Origin of the sequence: Rhizobium sp. LjRoot30 (assembly GCF_964253915.1) — a bacterium.
Classification (GTDB): domain Bacteria; phylum Pseudomonadota; class Alphaproteobacteria; order Rhizobiales; family Rhizobiaceae; genus Metarhizobium.
The window spans coordinates 14,083-28,449 of sequence record NZ_CAXUSG020000022.1; the positions used below are offsets into that span (position 1 = coordinate 14,083).

The 14,367-nt window shown below is 58.3% G+C and carries 19 protein-coding genes and 1 pseudogene; 8 read left to right on the forward strand and 12 right to left on the reverse strand.

Going from position 1 to position 14,367, the window contains the following annotated elements; translation table 11 throughout:
* Positions 1–215: 215 nt before the first annotated feature.
* Positions 216–515 carry a DUF982 domain-containing protein gene (locus tag ACSQ3I_RS26020; RefSeq protein WP_436003787.1) on the reverse strand — a complete coding sequence of 100 codons (300 nt, stop codon included), beginning with the start codon at positions 513–515 and terminating at the stop codon, positions 216–218.
* Between the two features lie 76 nt (positions 516–591).
* Positions 592–1,065, reverse strand: coding sequence for an Hsp20 family protein (locus tag ACSQ3I_RS26025; protein WP_436003789.1), 474 nt, complete (start codon positions 1,063–1,065; stop codon positions 592–594).
* A gap of 340 nt (positions 1,066–1,405) precedes the next feature.
* On the opposite strand from ACSQ3I_RS26025, the gene ACSQ3I_RS26030 reads away from it, so the two are divergent.
* Entirely contained in the window at positions 1,406–2,098 is a 693-nt protein-coding gene (locus tag ACSQ3I_RS26030; RefSeq protein ID WP_436003790.1) for a DUF72 domain-containing protein, read from the forward strand.
* Between the two features lie 114 nt (positions 2,099–2,212).
* On the opposite strand, the gene ACSQ3I_RS26035 is transcribed toward ACSQ3I_RS26030, so the two are convergent.
* A complete protein-coding gene (locus tag ACSQ3I_RS26035) occupies positions 2,213–2,407 on the reverse strand; it encodes a hypothetical protein (RefSeq protein ID WP_436003792.1) in 195 nt (64 codons plus the stop codon).
* A 24-nt stretch (positions 2,408–2,431) separates the two neighbouring features.
* Positions 2,432–2,806: a response regulator gene (locus tag ACSQ3I_RS26040; protein ID WP_436003794.1), complete on the reverse strand. Its 375-nt coding sequence runs from the start codon at positions 2,804–2,806 to the stop codon at positions 2,432–2,434.
* Positions 2,807–3,256: 450 nt separating this feature from the next.
* Here ACSQ3I_RS26040 and ACSQ3I_RS26045 point away from each other — a divergent pair, with 450 nt between their 5' ends.
* Positions 3,257–3,685 carry a MarR family winged helix-turn-helix transcriptional regulator gene (locus tag ACSQ3I_RS26045; protein WP_436003796.1) on the forward strand — a complete coding sequence of 143 codons (429 nt, stop codon included), beginning with the start codon at positions 3,257–3,259 and terminating at the stop codon, positions 3,683–3,685.
* 9 nt (positions 3,686–3,694) lie between these two features.
* On the opposite strand, the gene ACSQ3I_RS26050 is transcribed toward ACSQ3I_RS26045, so the two are convergent.
* Positions 3,695–4,105, reverse strand: a complete 411-nt coding sequence (locus ACSQ3I_RS26050) for an ester cyclase (protein ID WP_436003798.1) — start codon at positions 4,103–4,105, stop codon at positions 3,695–3,697.
* A 118-nt stretch (positions 4,106–4,223) separates the two neighbouring features.
* A complete protein-coding gene (locus ACSQ3I_RS26055) occupies positions 4,224–5,162 on the reverse strand; it encodes an alpha/beta hydrolase family protein (protein WP_436003800.1) in 939 nt (312 codons plus the stop codon).
* Positions 5,163–5,418: 256 nt separating this feature from the next.
* Here ACSQ3I_RS26055 and ACSQ3I_RS26060 point away from each other — a divergent pair.
* Both ACSQ3I_RS26060 and ACSQ3I_RS26065 read left to right on the forward strand, forming a co-directional pair.
* Positions 5,419–5,726: pseudogene (locus tag ACSQ3I_RS26060) on the forward strand (AraC family transcriptional regulator); the annotation flags it as partial.
* Entirely contained in the window at positions 5,700–6,149 is a 450-nt protein-coding gene (locus tag ACSQ3I_RS26065) for a helix-turn-helix domain-containing protein (protein WP_436003867.1), read from the forward strand. The pseudogene ACSQ3I_RS26060 and the gene ACSQ3I_RS26065, both read left to right, overlap by 27 nt.
* A gap of 234 nt (positions 6,150–6,383) precedes the next feature.
* On the opposite strand, the gene ACSQ3I_RS26070 is transcribed toward ACSQ3I_RS26065, so the two are convergent.
* On the reverse strand, positions 6,384–7,151 hold the full coding sequence (locus ACSQ3I_RS26070; protein ID WP_436003802.1) for an alpha/beta fold hydrolase: 768 nt from the start codon (positions 7,149–7,151) through the stop codon (positions 6,384–6,386).
* Between the two features lie 65 nt (positions 7,152–7,216).
* Positions 7,217–8,038: an alpha/beta fold hydrolase gene (locus ACSQ3I_RS26075; RefSeq protein WP_436003804.1), complete on the reverse strand. Its 822-nt coding sequence runs from the start codon at positions 8,036–8,038 to the stop codon at positions 7,217–7,219.
* Positions 8,039–8,165: 127 nt separating this feature from the next.
* Here ACSQ3I_RS26075 and ACSQ3I_RS26080 point away from each other — a divergent pair, with 127 nt between their 5' ends.
* Both ACSQ3I_RS26080 and ACSQ3I_RS26085 read left to right on the forward strand, forming a co-directional pair.
* Positions 8,166–8,618, forward strand: a complete 453-nt coding sequence (locus ACSQ3I_RS26080; protein ID WP_436003806.1) for a MarR family winged helix-turn-helix transcriptional regulator — start codon at positions 8,166–8,168, stop codon at positions 8,616–8,618.
* 430 nt (positions 8,619–9,048) lie between these two features.
* Positions 9,049–10,005: a tyrosine-type recombinase/integrase gene (locus tag ACSQ3I_RS26085; protein WP_436003808.1), complete on the forward strand. Its 957-nt coding sequence runs from the start codon at positions 9,049–9,051 to the stop codon at positions 10,003–10,005.
* Between the two features lie 48 nt (positions 10,006–10,053).
* Here the strand turns inward: ACSQ3I_RS26085 and ACSQ3I_RS26090 are convergent, their stop codons facing one another.
* The gene (locus ACSQ3I_RS26090) at positions 10,054–10,569 is read right to left on the reverse strand and encodes a DUF6428 family protein (protein ID WP_436003810.1); all 516 of its coding nucleotides are present in this window, start codon (positions 10,567–10,569) and stop codon (positions 10,054–10,056) included.
* A 42-nt stretch (positions 10,570–10,611) separates the two neighbouring features.
* Here ACSQ3I_RS26090 and ACSQ3I_RS26095 point away from each other — a divergent pair, with 42 nt between their 5' ends.
* Positions 10,612–10,971, forward strand: a complete 360-nt coding sequence (locus tag ACSQ3I_RS26095) for an ArsR/SmtB family transcription factor (protein ID WP_436003812.1) — start codon at positions 10,612–10,614, stop codon at positions 10,969–10,971.
* Positions 10,955–12,172 carry an arsenite efflux MFS transporter ArsK gene (arsK, locus tag ACSQ3I_RS26100; protein ID WP_436003814.1) on the forward strand — a complete coding sequence of 406 codons (1,218 nt, stop codon included), beginning with the start codon at positions 10,955–10,957 and terminating at the stop codon, positions 12,170–12,172. The genes ACSQ3I_RS26095 and arsK overlap by 17 nt, the downstream gene beginning before the upstream one ends.
* Before the next feature lie 4 nt (positions 12,173–12,176).
* Here the strand turns inward: arsK and arsH are convergent, their stop codons facing one another.
* Genes arsH through arsB form a run of 3 tightly spaced genes read right to left on the reverse strand, consistent with a single transcriptional unit; the run spans position 12,177 to position 14,366 of the window.
* Positions 12,177–12,905 (reverse strand): arsenical resistance protein ArsH, encoded by a 729-nt coding sequence (arsH, locus tag ACSQ3I_RS26105; protein ID WP_436003869.1) that lies wholly within the window; start codon positions 12,903–12,905, stop codon positions 12,177–12,179.
* Entirely contained in the window at positions 12,880–13,305 is a 426-nt protein-coding gene (gene arsC, locus ACSQ3I_RS26110) for an arsenate reductase (glutaredoxin) (RefSeq protein ID WP_436003816.1), read from the reverse strand. Before arsC ends, arsH begins: the two co-directional genes overlap by 26 nt.
* 2 nt (positions 13,306–13,307) lie before the next feature.
* Positions 13,308–14,366, reverse strand: a complete 1,059-nt coding sequence (gene arsB, locus ACSQ3I_RS26115; RefSeq protein WP_436003818.1) for an ACR3 family arsenite efflux transporter — start codon at positions 14,364–14,366, stop codon at positions 13,308–13,310.
* Position 14,367: the final 1 nt, after the last annotated feature.

The window sequence follows — 14,367 nt, forward strand, 5'->3', positions numbered from 1 at the left end:
AGGAGGAAAGTTCCAAAGGCGGTAAGGCTTCTAACCAAATCTCGGAGATCTGACTTAAATCAGCATGGCGGCTTTGATCGCCGCGCCAATGAAGGCTCCCGTGCGAAATCTCCCATCGGTCTGTCGGTTTAGTGCGGTGATGCAATTGGTTTTCGCGCGGAGATAAGGATGGCCATCTGCTGGATGGCCATCAGTAGGTAAGTTGCTCCAAAGCCTCAACGGACGTGCGGATCTCTGTCGCGGCTATGGCGGGTGGCAACGACCGCATCGAGGTCCGGCGCCAGAAGATCGTGTCTTTCGGCAAAAGCGGCGAACATCCCTCGCGCAGTCTCCACTTCAATCTCGCCCTGCAATGCCGCCCTGCAGGCATTGAGTGCTATCGAATGAGCAGAATCGCGAACCGACGGCGGCCATTCAGCGAGGTGACGATAGGCGTCCATTACCGATCTGACCTTAGCGGGGAAGCCGATACCAACAAGAATTGTCACAGGTTCTTTGAACATATCGGGTTTCATTTTTCGCTCCTTTCCCACCCGGAATGCCAACGGGCGCCGTCCACAACGGCGCCCTTTTCCGCAACTACTCGCTAGATCACGCAGCCTTCTGAGCTTCGATCTGTGCTGGAGTTGAAGGGGCTAACGCAGAATAGCCTGAGATTGAAATTTTTCGTGGCTTCAGGGCCTCGGGGATCTCGCGCACGAGATCGATCGTCAGCATACCGTTATGGAGATCCGCTTTGCTCACCCGGACATGATCGGCAAGCTCGAACCGATGTTCGAACGGGCGCCCGGCAATGCCGCGATGCAGGTACCCTTCATTCGCCACCTCCTGCTTCTTGCCGGTGACCGTGAGAAGGTTGGATTGGAAGGTAACTTCGAGGTCGTCCTGCGCGAAACCTGCCACCGCAATCGAAATCCGGTAAGCGCCGTCACCGGTTTTGACGATATCGTAAGGCGGCCAATCGCTGATAGAGCGGGCGCTTTGCGCGTTTTCAAGAAGACTGAAAACACGGTCGAAGCCGACGCTTGAGCGAAACAGTGGGGTATAGTCGTAAGATGTTGCCATTGCCATATCCTCCTTGAAGCAACATGGGTACGGAAGCACCAGCGGCGCTCCTAGCAATGCCAAGCCCTGCTGTAGCGGCTGGCATAACCGATTTGGTTTTGACGTTTTTTCAGTTCAAGATCCTTAGCGAAAAATTTTTGGTCGTAATGCAGCTGGTCGAATGTCCCGGCCGGATCTCACTAAGCAGCTTATGACATTAAGCCGGTAAGCTGTAGCGCTCGCCTGAATGCGTCCTGTAAACATTGAATAGCAGATGAGGTCCGAGTACATGCACAATCGGGGCGCGGAACTCAAATATGCCTCCTCGTTTCGTTTGCGAGCTAAAATTGGGAGATGACGAATGCCAATTATTGGTACCGCCGCCTGGTCGATCCCGAAAACGGTCGCCGACCGATTTGCACAGCAAGGAAGTGGCCTGACACGATACGCGTCGGTGTTAGACGGCGTTGAGATCAATTCGACCTTCTACCGCCGCCACAAGACATCAACGTTCGCACGCTGGGCCGACTCCGTACCTGACGGATTTAGATTCTCGGTAAAGGTTCCCAAGCAGATCACCCACGTCCGTGCGATGAAAGATATCACCGAGCCGTTCGACACTTTCCTTGAAGATATCGCACCGCTCGGGGAAAAACGCGGCCCGCTGCTCGTTCAGCTGCCACCGTCATTTGGCTTCGATGGTGATGAATTCGAAAGTGCGTTCAAGGCAATGCGACGCGCCGATAAGGACCAAATTGTCATTGAGGCGCGACACGGGAGCTGGGCAGCGGACGAAGCGCTGGATCTATTGAAGAGCTATGCGATCGATCGGGTTCTTGCCGATCCTTCACCTGTATGGCCGGCGGAGGATTTTGACACGCCTCCGAAATATGTGCGTCTGCATGGCAACCCGAAGATCTACTACTCGAGCTATACCGAAGACGAGATCAGGGCGTTCTCAGACCTGTTGGCGCCGGACGGCTGGTGCATTTTTGACAATACAGCTTCGGGCGCCGCGATTGAAAACGCGCTAACGATGCAGGCTTCGCATTGACCATGTTCCACAGTGTACAACCCAGTTACTGAATGAAGACGCGCCAGGGTTACTGAAAAATGACGGGCATGAAGCATTCAACCCCACTCGTGGACTTCCGGAAAAGCCGCTACCTTAAGGGAAGTGTTTGCCAGCTTCCTTCAGCTTGGCTTTGTCATGCACGCCTTGCGAATGCATTTGGAGCAACAAGACATGAAGCGCCTTGGCGGCCTCTGAATTCAAACCCAGCCCTTTTTCCGCACAGATCTCTTCGTGAAGCTTATCTAAATCAGCAATATGAATGATGCTGGAAGTCGTTTCATCTGCCATTCCAATTTCCTTATCCGTTGAAAGTCAGGCTGCCAAAAGGTCATTCACCGACTTCACAAGCTGTTCCAGTCGATATGGTTTGGCGAAGAATTTTGCTTTGACTGGAAGCTCGAAAGCGGACGGGCTTACGAACCCTGACGTGACTACGATCCGAACGTTCGGCCAACGCTCAGTCACAATCCTCGCTAAGCCAAGGCCGTCCATTGAGCCCGGCATTCTCACATCAGTCACGATCAAGTCGATATCGGATTGATGGTGCAGAATTTCCAGAGCTGCATCTGCGCTTTCCGCTTCGGCCACCGTATGCCCCTCGGCTTCCAAAACGTACACAGCGTCCATACGAATCACCGCCTCATCTTCAACGACCATAACGACCGCCGGTCGCTCATCTAAACTCATATGCGCTCCCCGCCCAAAACGATAAGCTGTTAGATTTCAGCATGTAGTGCGGGAAAAACTGTTAGCCAGTGAGGGCTTCGGCGCAAAACGGTGCCCTGCCAACTCAAATGCAAATCTCCGCATCAAGTCTTCAGCGTTCCAGGAACTTGGTGGCGCTTCTCTAATCGGCGGGCTGAGGTCAAGCTCTGTCCCGTCTATCCGTTAGCCAAGAAAGCAGTGTTCGTCCGCAGTCGGCCCAAACCGGTCATTGGCGGTCGATCCGATGGCGGAGCTTCGCGCCGCCATGTCGAAGATCGAAGGTGACCGCGTCTTGACCTGAAGCCAGTCCGTCTGCTTCCCTTCTCAGGGGCCGCCAATCCCTATAGTGCCTGGTTCAGGCAATTATCCCGTGCACTGGCAAGGGTTGCGGAGTGGCTGGCTTGAGGTCGTGTCAGAAATGGAAATCGTGAATTGAGCGCCTGTAACCCGATAGATGCTCACGCGCTTGCCGAAGCTTTACGTGTCGCGTTCAGCAGATTCATCCGCGGCGTAAAAACCGGAGCACAGACACCGACAACCTCGCAGTCGGAGACATTGTCGCTTTTGAATAGGGAAGGGCCGTTGAGCGTCGCCCAACTGGCTGACCGCCGCAACGTTCGCCACCAAAGCATGCGACTGGTTGTCGGTCAGTTGGAAACAGAAAAGCTGATCGGCAAGATGCCCAACCCGGCGGACCGGCGTAGTGAACTTCTTTTCCTGACTGAGGAGGGGCGCACGAGCTTATGCCGCGCCCGCCAAGCCCGAACGGCGAAGATCGCCGAACGGATCGAGGAGCGTCTGTCCGAAGAGGACAGACGAGCGCTCGACGCGGCCATCCGTATTATCGAACGGCTATGCTAACGGGACCGATCACCCCCTGGACAGGGTGGCGATCACGTTGGACAGCGTGTTCAAGCCCCAATGCTCCGCATATCTGCCGCCTTCAATGCGCACGATGTCGATGACGCTGATTGTCAGCTCTCGTCCTGTCGCCGGAACGCCGAGCAGAGTGCCAGAGTGAATTCCGCTAATGGTCTTGCGGGTGGTGACTTTGTCTGCCTCGGCAACCTGGTCGTGGATCACGACCTTCAGGTTCGACAACGCGGGACGTAACACCTTCTCAAACGTGTTCCACATGCTCTCAGGACCCTGCGGCATGCCCGGGGGGGCGGCGTGATTTATGAAGTCGGGAGACATCAGGGCGTGAAATGCCGCCTCGCTTCCATTTTGGATCACTTCGATGTTGAAGCGGCGAACCACTCCCTTGTTCTCATCAGACATGGTCGACCTCCAAGGCTCCGCATTATATACAGTTTGACTGTATATAATGCGGATAGGCCATTTTGGACTCGTTTGCAATCAGGGTCATGGCTGGAGCTTGCCAGACTTTCGAAGTCGTTTAGTGCATGTATTGATTGAACCATGCGATCATACGTTCAGGCTTCCGTTGAAAATACAGGTAGCCGTCCCAGCGTGACGAGGTACCCTCAATCCATATCAGTTCCTTCTCCGGAATGGGGATGTTGTCGAACATGGCCTGGATGTCGTCCGGCCTCGTCAAGGCATCGTCCTTCACCTGATAGAGAAGTGTTGGGATACGGACGTGTTCTGCGAACGGTACCGGAGACATCTCGTCCAGCCTGAAGCTGTTGATCGCCATCAGCTCCTGCTCAACGATCCCGATGTGCTCATCCAGTCCCATCGCTGCCAGAAGCTGTTCGATCGCCACCCGCACCGACAGAGGCTGCGGGGCCACCATGCAGCGGATTCCTTCGAACGCATCAGGAGACTCCGCCATGGCGTAGATCGTTGCATTGCAGCCCTGGCAGCGACTGAACAACCCAATGGTCATTTCCTTAACCTTTGGATTCGTTCGGGCATACTGGATCGACCCCAGAACATCTCGCGCTTCGAGGCGGCCTCCGCTGCTGATGCCACCATTGGCGCTGCCGCTCTGTCCGAGATTACGCATGTCATAGGCGAGCACATTATATCCTTCGTCGTGCAGGATCTTGTAGTCCGGGACGTAATTCACCTCGAATGCGTTAAGAGGGCCGCCGATCGATTTCCAAGGTTCGAGGTGGGCAGGCAGACCATAGCGGTTGAACCAAAGGGGGTGATTGGCGATGACGAGTTTGTCTGATCCCTCGCATGGGATGAACCAGGCCTCAAGCGGCACTCCGTCAAGCGAGGGAAAGGAAACCCTGTCATACTTGAGACCATAGTCCTCTGGGCTCTTGAGCAGAGGTGCACGGATCGGGTAGCCGATCTGTGCGGCAATTCCTTTGAGAATTTTTCGTGTTTCGTCCGAAGCGGGGGTTTCAACAACATGGGTCATGGTGTCATCTCCTTCAGTGGTAACACCGACGGATGTGGGGGCATGTGGAAGCATCCATGAGCCAGATCCTGCCCTCGTCTTGCCCGATCCTGCCAATTCTGCCGTTATTGTTCATCTTCCGTGATTAGTCATCGCTATGAGCCTACCAGAACTGCGCAATTTGACTGACCGGCTTATCAAGCACGCCGTACTCCCGAACCTCATCCCGAACGTTGCTCTTCGCAGGGCCGAGCGAACGACCGGCTACGAGGCGCTGATGTATGAGCCGATGATCTATTTCGTGCTTCAGGGAGAAAAGCAGCTCTCTATTGGCCGCAAAACGCTCACCTATGGCGCAGCGCACTTTCTCATCCTGTCGGTGGACGTCCCAGTGAATGCACGGGTTTCGTTGGGATCGAGATCAGGCTGTCACCAGACCTCGCCCGCGAAGGCGCCCTTGAGATGCTTCCCGCGTTACCGGTGGAAGCGGACCCCGCCTTCGCCGTGGGCTCCGTGTCAGGAGCGACTGTCGATGTCCTGACGCGTCTGACCGCTTTGATGGACACGCCGGCAGATGCAGCGCATCTTGCCCCTCTGTACACCCGGGAACTGCTATATCGCATAGGCCAGGGTCCGCAGGGCCATCTTCTGCGAGATGCGCTGCGCATAGGCGGCCAGACTGTGCAGGTTCAGCGTGCCATCGACTGGATCAAGGCTAACTTCCGGGAAAAGATAAGCATCGATAGGCTGGCAGATATTGCGGGTATGGGAGTTACGACATTCCACCGGCGCTTCAAATCGGTGACCAATCTCAGCCCCGGCGCCTACCACAAGATGGTCCGGCTTCACGAGGCGCGCAGGCTCCTTCTTGATGCGCGGACAGTCTCAAGCGTCGCCTTTGCGGTTGGCTATGAAAGTGCTTCGCAGTTCAGCCGCGAATACGCTGCCTTGTTCGGTGCACCGCCTCGCAAGGACGTGCTGAGCGAGCAAAGCGGGCCAAGTCGTTGACGTGAATTGATTGCTATTCTGGAAATCTCATTCCAGCTCATCGAGCTACCCTTAGCGGCTCAGAAACAACTGCGAGTAAGTATGGTTTCAAAGGCCGCTTTTGGCGCTTTGCGGACGAAGCTTCCGCCTTAAAAATGGTTCGGACCTATTACCACCTTCAGACGGGACTCTCCCTGGAAAACCTAGAAAAAGGCCGGTCGCCCTGGAGCGATCGGCCCATTGTAGGTTGGAGAATTACTGCGCGGCTTCCTCGATGAGGTCTGCCACGGCCTGTGGCTGCGAGACCATGACAACGTGCGAGGCGGCTTCCACGACGACGGTGTTCTTCGATCCGGCTCGCTCGGCCATGAAGCCAAGTGCCTGAGCCGGGATGTTCTTGTCGCCATCGCCATAGATGAAGTAGGAGGGCAGCGCCTTCCAGGCCGGCTTGCCGGATTTCTCCGTCAGAGCAGCCTCAGTGATCGGCCGCTGACCGGATGCCATGAGTGCGGCGTCATCCAGGCTGACGTCATGGGCAAACTGTTCATGGAACTTCTCCTGATCGATGGAGAGGTCGACGTTGCCATCGGCAAGCTTTACCGGCGCCGCAAGGGCTTGGCCGAGTGTGCCGCCGGGGAACTTGCCGGCCAGATCAGCTGCGGCCTCACCTTCATCCGGGGCGAAAGCGGCTACATAAACCAGCGACTTGACGTTATCGCGGCCGTTAGCCGCCGTGGTGATGACCTGCCCACCATACGAATGGCCGACAAGTACGACCTGGCCTTCGATGCTTGCGACGATATCGGAGACATAGGCAGCATCGGTTGAGACGCTGCGCAGGGGATTGGCGGCGGCAACGACGCGGTAGCCGTCCTTCTGCAGGATCTTTGTGACGCCATTCCAGCTGGAGGAGTCGGCAAAGGCTCCATGCACGAGAACGATGGTGGGCTTGGCAGGTTGAGCAGATGCGTGACCCGAGACCAGAGCGCCGGCAACAGCAAGGCTTGCAACAAACTTGGACATGATTTTTCCTTCTCTCAATGTGAGGGTTTTGAAGATGAGTGGTGGGGTTGGTGAAGTGTGGATGGTCAGGTACGGATGAACGCGAGAACGTCAGCGTTGAAGCGATCGGCCTCAGTCTCTGCCAGTCCGTGAGAACCGCCTGCATAGACCTTGAGGGTAGCGTCAGCGACGATTTCGGCAGCCAGGTGGGCCGAGGCCTCGATCGGCACGATCTGGTCGTCATTGCCATGGATGATCAGCGTCGGGCGGTCGATGCTCTTGAGATCTTCAGTGTAGTCGACCTCTGAGAACTCGCGGATGCAGTCGTACTGACCCTTGATCCCGCCCTGCAGACCCATGTGGCGGAAGTTCTCCCGCAGACCTTCGTTGGTAGTGACGCCTTCCCGGTTGAAGCCGTAGAAGGGGATGGTCAGATCGAAGAAGAACTGGGAACGGTTCTTGGCGGTGTTCTCGCGGATATTGTCGAACACTTCCATGGGCGTGCCGTGGGGATTGTCTGCCGTCTTCAGCATCAGCGGCGGAACCGCGCCGACGAGAACCACTTTGGCAACGCGTGCGGTGCCATGGCGGCCGATGTAATGGGAGGCTTCACCGCCGCCGGTAGAATGGCCAACCAGGATCAGGTCGGAGAGGTCGAGCGCCTCGATCAGTTCGGCCAGATCGTCAGCATACTGATCCATGTTGTTGCCATTGAAGGTCTGGTCGGAACGACCATGGCTGCGACGGTCATGAGCAATGACCCGGAAGCCATTCTGGCTGAAGAACAGCATCTGCTGGTCCCAGGCGTCCGACGATAGCGGCCAGCCATGGGCGAAGAGGATCGGTTGGCCAGTTCCCCAGTCCTTGTAGAAGAGGTTGGTCCCGTCGGTGGTGGTGAAGGTAGACATCTTGATCTCCGCGTGATGATTTGTATGCAATTCGTTTGTGCACGATCTATATGCCTGCTGCTTTTGCGCCTGTCAACCGCTTGCAATTAAATCGCGCGCAAATTATTTTGAGCGAAAGGAGATTGCCATGATTGCCAAACCGACTGACGCCTCTGACAAAAACCCAGAAGTCACTGAATTGCTGTGCTTTTCACTCTACTCGGCGAGCCATGCCTTCACCCAGCTCTACAGGCCACTGCTGGACAAGCTCGGGCTGACCTATCCGCAATATCTGGTCATGATGACGCTTTGGCATCGGGACGGCCAGACCGTGAAGGAACTAGGGAAGACACTTTACCTGGACTCTAGCACGCTCACGCCGCTGCTTAAGCGCCTGGATGCGGCGGGTCTAATCACCAGGACCCGCAATCCAAGGGATGAGCGAGAGGTTCTGATTCATCTGACGCAAAAAGCAATCGACCTCAGAACAAATGCTGCAGACGTAGGGCGCTGTATTGAGGAAGCCGTGGGAATGGAGGCCGAGACGGTGCGAGCAATAAAAAGTTCAGTCGAGACCATACGTGATAGGATCAAGCTGTAGTGTAGAGCCGCGTGGACTGCGCAGGGCGCTGTGGCCAAACACGGCCTTGTCCTCAAAAGGTGGCTCCACGTTTATCGACCGCCGATCAGGTAGTGTCCGCTATTGGCGCTTTCCAGCCTAAAGCTTTGCTCTACAGGAGCAGGTATTATCTGCGTCCGTGATGCAGCTTTCAACGTCTTTTCGCGGCCCGCGCTTCTCTCCGGGATCGGCACTTGGCCCTCCCATGATGGGGTTCAGTAGATGATGTGGTCCAATCTATGCTGCATCCTGATGTGGATCACTCCGTTGCCCCCGTCGCTCTCCGCGTTGGGGGGAAGGTTCACATGGCTCAATTCTCAATGGAAATTATGCGCCTAACCGGCTCAGTTCCGCGCGGAAACCAACAACTAACACCACACCTTCCTTTCCAACTTTGCTGCAACGCTTCTTCGTGGATCATCTGCGCCAGCAACGAGCGGTGAGCCCTTGCACAGTCGCGGCCTACCGGGACACCTTCAAGCTCCTGTTGGCCTTCGCCGAGAAGCGGATCGGAAAATCCCCGACGAGCCTGACCTTGCCCGACCTCAATGCCGATCTGATCCTGGGCTTTCTGGATCATCTCGAGCGTGATCGGGCCAATAGCGTCAGGAGCCGAAATGCACGGCTTTCCGCGATCCGGGTCTTCCTCAAATATGCCGCGCACGAGGATCTGACCGCGCTGGCGGTCATCGAACGCAGCCTCGCCGTCCCGCAAAAACGACATGACAAGCAGGTGCTCGGTTACTTGACCCGGCCCGAGGTCGAAGCGGTCATCAACGCGCCCGATCTCAAAACCTGGGCCGGCAGGCGTGACCGGGCACTGTTTGCATTCCTCTACAACACTGGCGCACGGGTGTCCGAAGCCATAGATCTTCGTGTCGGTAGCGTCATTCTGGAAACAGCGCCGGTGGTCCACCTGCATGGGAAGGGGCGGAAGCGCCGGAGCGTGCCGCTCTGGAGTGAGACCGCGCGAGCGTTAAAGCGATGGATGCAGGATCTTCATGATCGCGGGGCGGATGCCTACCTCTTTCCCAACAGTTCAGGTGGGCGCCTATCGCGCTCCAGCGTAAGGCAACGCCTAGACCTCTCCGTCGATGCTGCCGGTGGAAACGTTCCATCGATCAGGGCAAAGACGGTATCGCCGCACACCTTCCGGCACACCACGGCGATGCACCTGCTGCAGTCCGGCGTCGATCTGACCGTGATCGCTCTTTGGCTCGGACACGAGGATATCAGCACGACGCACGTCTACATGGAGGCTGACCTTGCGATGAAGGAAGACGCGCTCAGTCGGCTTGCGCCCGTCAACGCGACTGGTGTTCGCTACCGGCCGCCCGACAAGCTGATGGCATTCCTTCAGGCGCTGTAAGCCAGTCGCTCCCGGCGTGGCGTCCGGGAGCGCACCAGATTGGACGGCTCAAGCACCGCACTTCGACGATGTGCTCGCTGATCCGCAGCAGGACGACTTGGCCTGCTCGTCCGCCAGCCAGCGATCGCGCGGCTTGCAGCTTGCTGGTCGAGCAGCAAGGGACACCTCGAAGGTGCCGGCGACGAGCCGCGGTGCAGACGCGCAGTAGAGGGTCATTGGCCGCTCACCATCGCTGACCTCGAACGTCAGCTTTGCCGTCGGCTCAAGCTGCACATGGTCGGAGACTTTGCGGATAATCGCCGCGAACTTGCCTGCCGGCATGTGCGTCCGACCGTCTTCGTCGATATCCCACAGTTGCACGAAGATCTCCGACCAGGTCTCCGGGTTGGCGCCGCAATCGAGCGCCGCGAACTTGCCGGCCTTGACCTCAGTGACGTGGTAGCCGGGCCGGACGGTATTGCCGTCATAGCTGAACACCAACGGCGCATCCGGTGCCACTACGAGCACATCCAGAAGATGGCCGAGGCTGGTGTCTGCAGAAACCGTCTTGTCGATCGCGTTCATGTGGGTTATCCCTTCATACAATAGTTCAAGGATTATTAAAGTATGGATGAACGTCAAGCCCTTTCGTCATTCGCGGCGCTGTCGCAGGAGACCCGCCTTGCCATCGTTCGAGCGCTGGTCGTGGCCGGGCCTGAAGGATTGGCCGCAGGCGTGATCGCCGAGCGCATGGGTGTCTCCGCGACGAATGTCTCCTTCCATCTGAAGGAGCTGGAGCGGTCGGGATTGATCTCGCAGCGAAGGGAATCCCGCTCGATCATCTACAGCGCCAGCTACGAGGCGCTCGCCGATCTCGTGAAATTCCTGATGGAAGACTGTTGCGCCGGCCATCCTGTCATCAGGGAGAACGTCGAGCGTACCGACGACTGCTGCAGCCCGGTGGGCAAGGATGACGTCGTTGCATAGTTCGAAAATCCCGGCCGGGCTCGTCTCGGCTCTCGGCCTGACCCAGATCATCGGTTACGGCACCCTCTATTACAGCTTCAGCATCCTCGCCCCCGGCATGGCGGCGGATCTCGGCTTGTCGCTGGCCGAAGTGTTTGGCGTGTTCTCCGTGTCCCTGTTCATCGGTGGCCTATCGGCCACCTATATCGGCAAGCAGATGGACCGGATCGGCGCCGCGACGATCATGACAGCAGGCTCGGCCCTCGCAGCACTGACGCTTGCCCTATGCGCCTGGTCGCCGTCGGTCGCGATCTTCGCCATCGCCATCATCCTGCTCGAGGTGTCGTCCGGCATGGTCCAGTATCAGGCGGCATTCGCGGCATTGGTCGAGAGCGATCCCCGCACGGCATCCCGGAGCATCACCTACCTCACGCTGATCGGCGGGTTCGCATCGACGATCTTCTGGCCGATCTCGGCCGCGCTTTCTGGATGGATGTCGTGGCGTGAGATCTATCTGGTCTTCGCAGCGCTGAATCTGTTCCTCTGCATGCCTCTTCACTTCTGGATCATGCGTGCCGGCAAAACCGGATCGAGTGCGGATGCGGCTGCCCGGCCTCGCGAAGCTGTCATCGGGGCAATCCCCCACGATGCACGCAGTCGAAGCATGATCATGGTGTCGTTTGCCTTCGCGCTTCTCGGGTTCACGCTTGCCGCGATCCTCGCGCATTTGGTGCCGATGCTTGGTTCCATCGGGCTGGGAACTGCTGCCGTGGTGATCGGATCCCTGTTCGGCCCTGCACAGGTCGCAAGCCGCCTGATCAACATGGTCTTCGGAAAAAACCTGTCGCCGCCGGCACTAGCTGTGGTGTCCGCAGTGCTGATCGTGTTCGGCATCCTGATCTTGCTGGCAAGTGGAGACTGGCTGCCGGGGGCTGTCGCGTTCGCCATCTGCCTCGGGCTCGGGTCTGGCATCAACAGCATCGCGCAGGGCAGCCTGCCGCTCTATCTGTTCGGATCGGATGGATATGGCGCGATCACGGGCAAGATGGCGGCGGCTCGACTGGCGCTCGGAGCCGGGGCACCCTTCGCGTTCTCCGCGGCCATGGAGAACCTGGGCCTGAGCTTGTCCCTCATTGGAAACGCATGTCTCGGCGCGGTCAGCATCGCGGCATTCGTTGCGGTGGCGGCATCCTGTAGGCGGCCAGCCACCGCAACGGGTTAGGCGGTCAGATCGACTTCAGCGAGACCCGCTTCTCGAGCTCGGCCGCCTCTTCTTTCCGCTCGCTGTAGCGGTCGGTCAGATAAGACGAGGCATCGCGTGTGAGGATGGTGAACTTAACCAGTTCCTCGCAGACGTCGACGACACGATCGTAATAGGACGAGGGCTTCATCCGCCCATCAGCATCGAATTCCTGAAACGCCTTCGCAACGCTGCTCTGATTGGGAATGGTGATCATCCGCATCCAGCGGCCAAGGATGCGCAACTGGTTCACAGCGTTGAAGGACTGGCTGCCGCCGGAAACCTCCATCACCGCCAGCGTCTTGCCCTGTGTGGGGCGGACGGAGCCGAGCGACAGCGGGATCCAGTCGATCTGCGCCTTCATGATGCCTGTCATCGCGCCGTGGCGCTCCGGGCTGATCCAGACCTGACCTTCCGACCATTGGGAGAGGTCGCGCAGTTCCTGCACCTTGGGATGGCTGACGGGTGCCTCATCCGGAAGCGGCAGCCCGGCCGGATCGAATATCCGCACCTCGCATCCGAGGCGTTCGAGCAGCCGACGGACTTCGAAGGCAAGGAGACGGCTATAAGACACTTCCCGAAGCGATCCATAGAGGACCAGGATTGTGGGCTTGTGCGTCGAGAATGCTGGCCGCAGGGATTCTGGGGCGATCGGCTGAAGATGGTCGTCGTGCAGTGCGGGGAATGTCTCAGACAATGCGCTTTCCTTCCTGATCGAGGACCTGTTCGCCGTCTTCCTTGGTGAACGGTCCCTTGAAGGCGTCTGCCGGCAGAATGTCGAGCACGACCTCCGAGGGGCGGGCAAGTCTTGTGCCCAGCGTCGTGACGACGAGTGGTCGGTTGATCAGGATCGGGGTGGCGATCATCGCGTCCAGCAACTGGCCATCGGTGAGGTCCGGATTGTCGAGGCCGAGTTCCGCATAAGGCGTGCCCTTCTCACGGATCGCTTCGCGGACCGTCAGGCCGGCATCTGCGATCATCTTGGAGAGCTGCTCGCGCGATGGCGGGTTCTGCAGGTACTCGATGACGGTGGGCTGGATCCCGGCGGCGCGGATCAGCGCCAGCGTATTGCGAGAGGTGCCGCAGGCGGGATTGTGATAGATGGTGGCGTCCATGGTCAGGGCCTTTCAATGATGGTGTTGCGGGAAACGGCGGGCGATGCCTCGTACCAACCCTTCGAGCGGTTCACGATCCAGACGACCGAGAGCATCACCGGCACTTCGATCAGGACGCCGACAACCGTCGCCAGCGCGGCACCCGACTGAAACCCGAAAAGGCTGATGGCGGCGGCAACCGCGAGTTCGAAGAAGTTGCTGGCGCCGATGAGGGCGGACGGCCCGGCGACGCAGTGGCGCTCGCCTGCCAAGCGGTTCAGAAGGTAGGCAAGCCCCGAGTTCAGGTAGACCTGGATCAGGATCGGCACGGCCAGCAGCGCGATGATGGCCGGCTGGGCAATGATCTGCTCGCCCTGAAAGGCGAAGAGAAGCACGAGCGTGGCGAGGAGCGCGACGAGCGATACCGGCTGCAGCTTTGCAAGCAAGCGGTCGAGCGCGCCCGTCGTGCCGCCGGCCGTCAGGTAGCTCCGCAGCATCTGGGCGATGATCACGGGAACTACGATGTAAAGCACGACCGACAGGGCGAGCGTCGCCCACGGGACGGTGATGGCCGAGAGGCCGAGCAGCAGGCCGATGATCGGCGCAAAGGCGACGACCATGATCGCGTCATTTAAGGCCACCTGCGAGAGGGTGAACAGCGGTTCGCCTCGCGTGAGGTTCGACCAGACGAAGACCATCGCCGTGCAGGGTGCGGCAGCTAGAATGATCAGGCCCGCGATATAGGAGTCGATCTGATCCGCGGGCAGATACGGCCGGAAAAGCCAGCCGACAAATAGCCAGCCCAGCAATGCCATCGAGAACGGTTTGATCGCCCAGTTGATGATCAGCGTGACGCCGATCCCGCGCCAGTAGGAGCCGACCTGCGCCAACGACCGGAAATCGATCTTCAGCAGCATCGGGATGATCATCAGCCAGATCAGGATCGCGACGGGGATGTTGACCTTGGCGATCTCGGCGCCACCGATGATCTGGAAGACGCCGGGCATCAGGTGGCCGAGGGCAACGCCGACGGCGATGCAGAGGAAGACCCAAACGGTCAGGTATCGCTCGAATGTCGACATC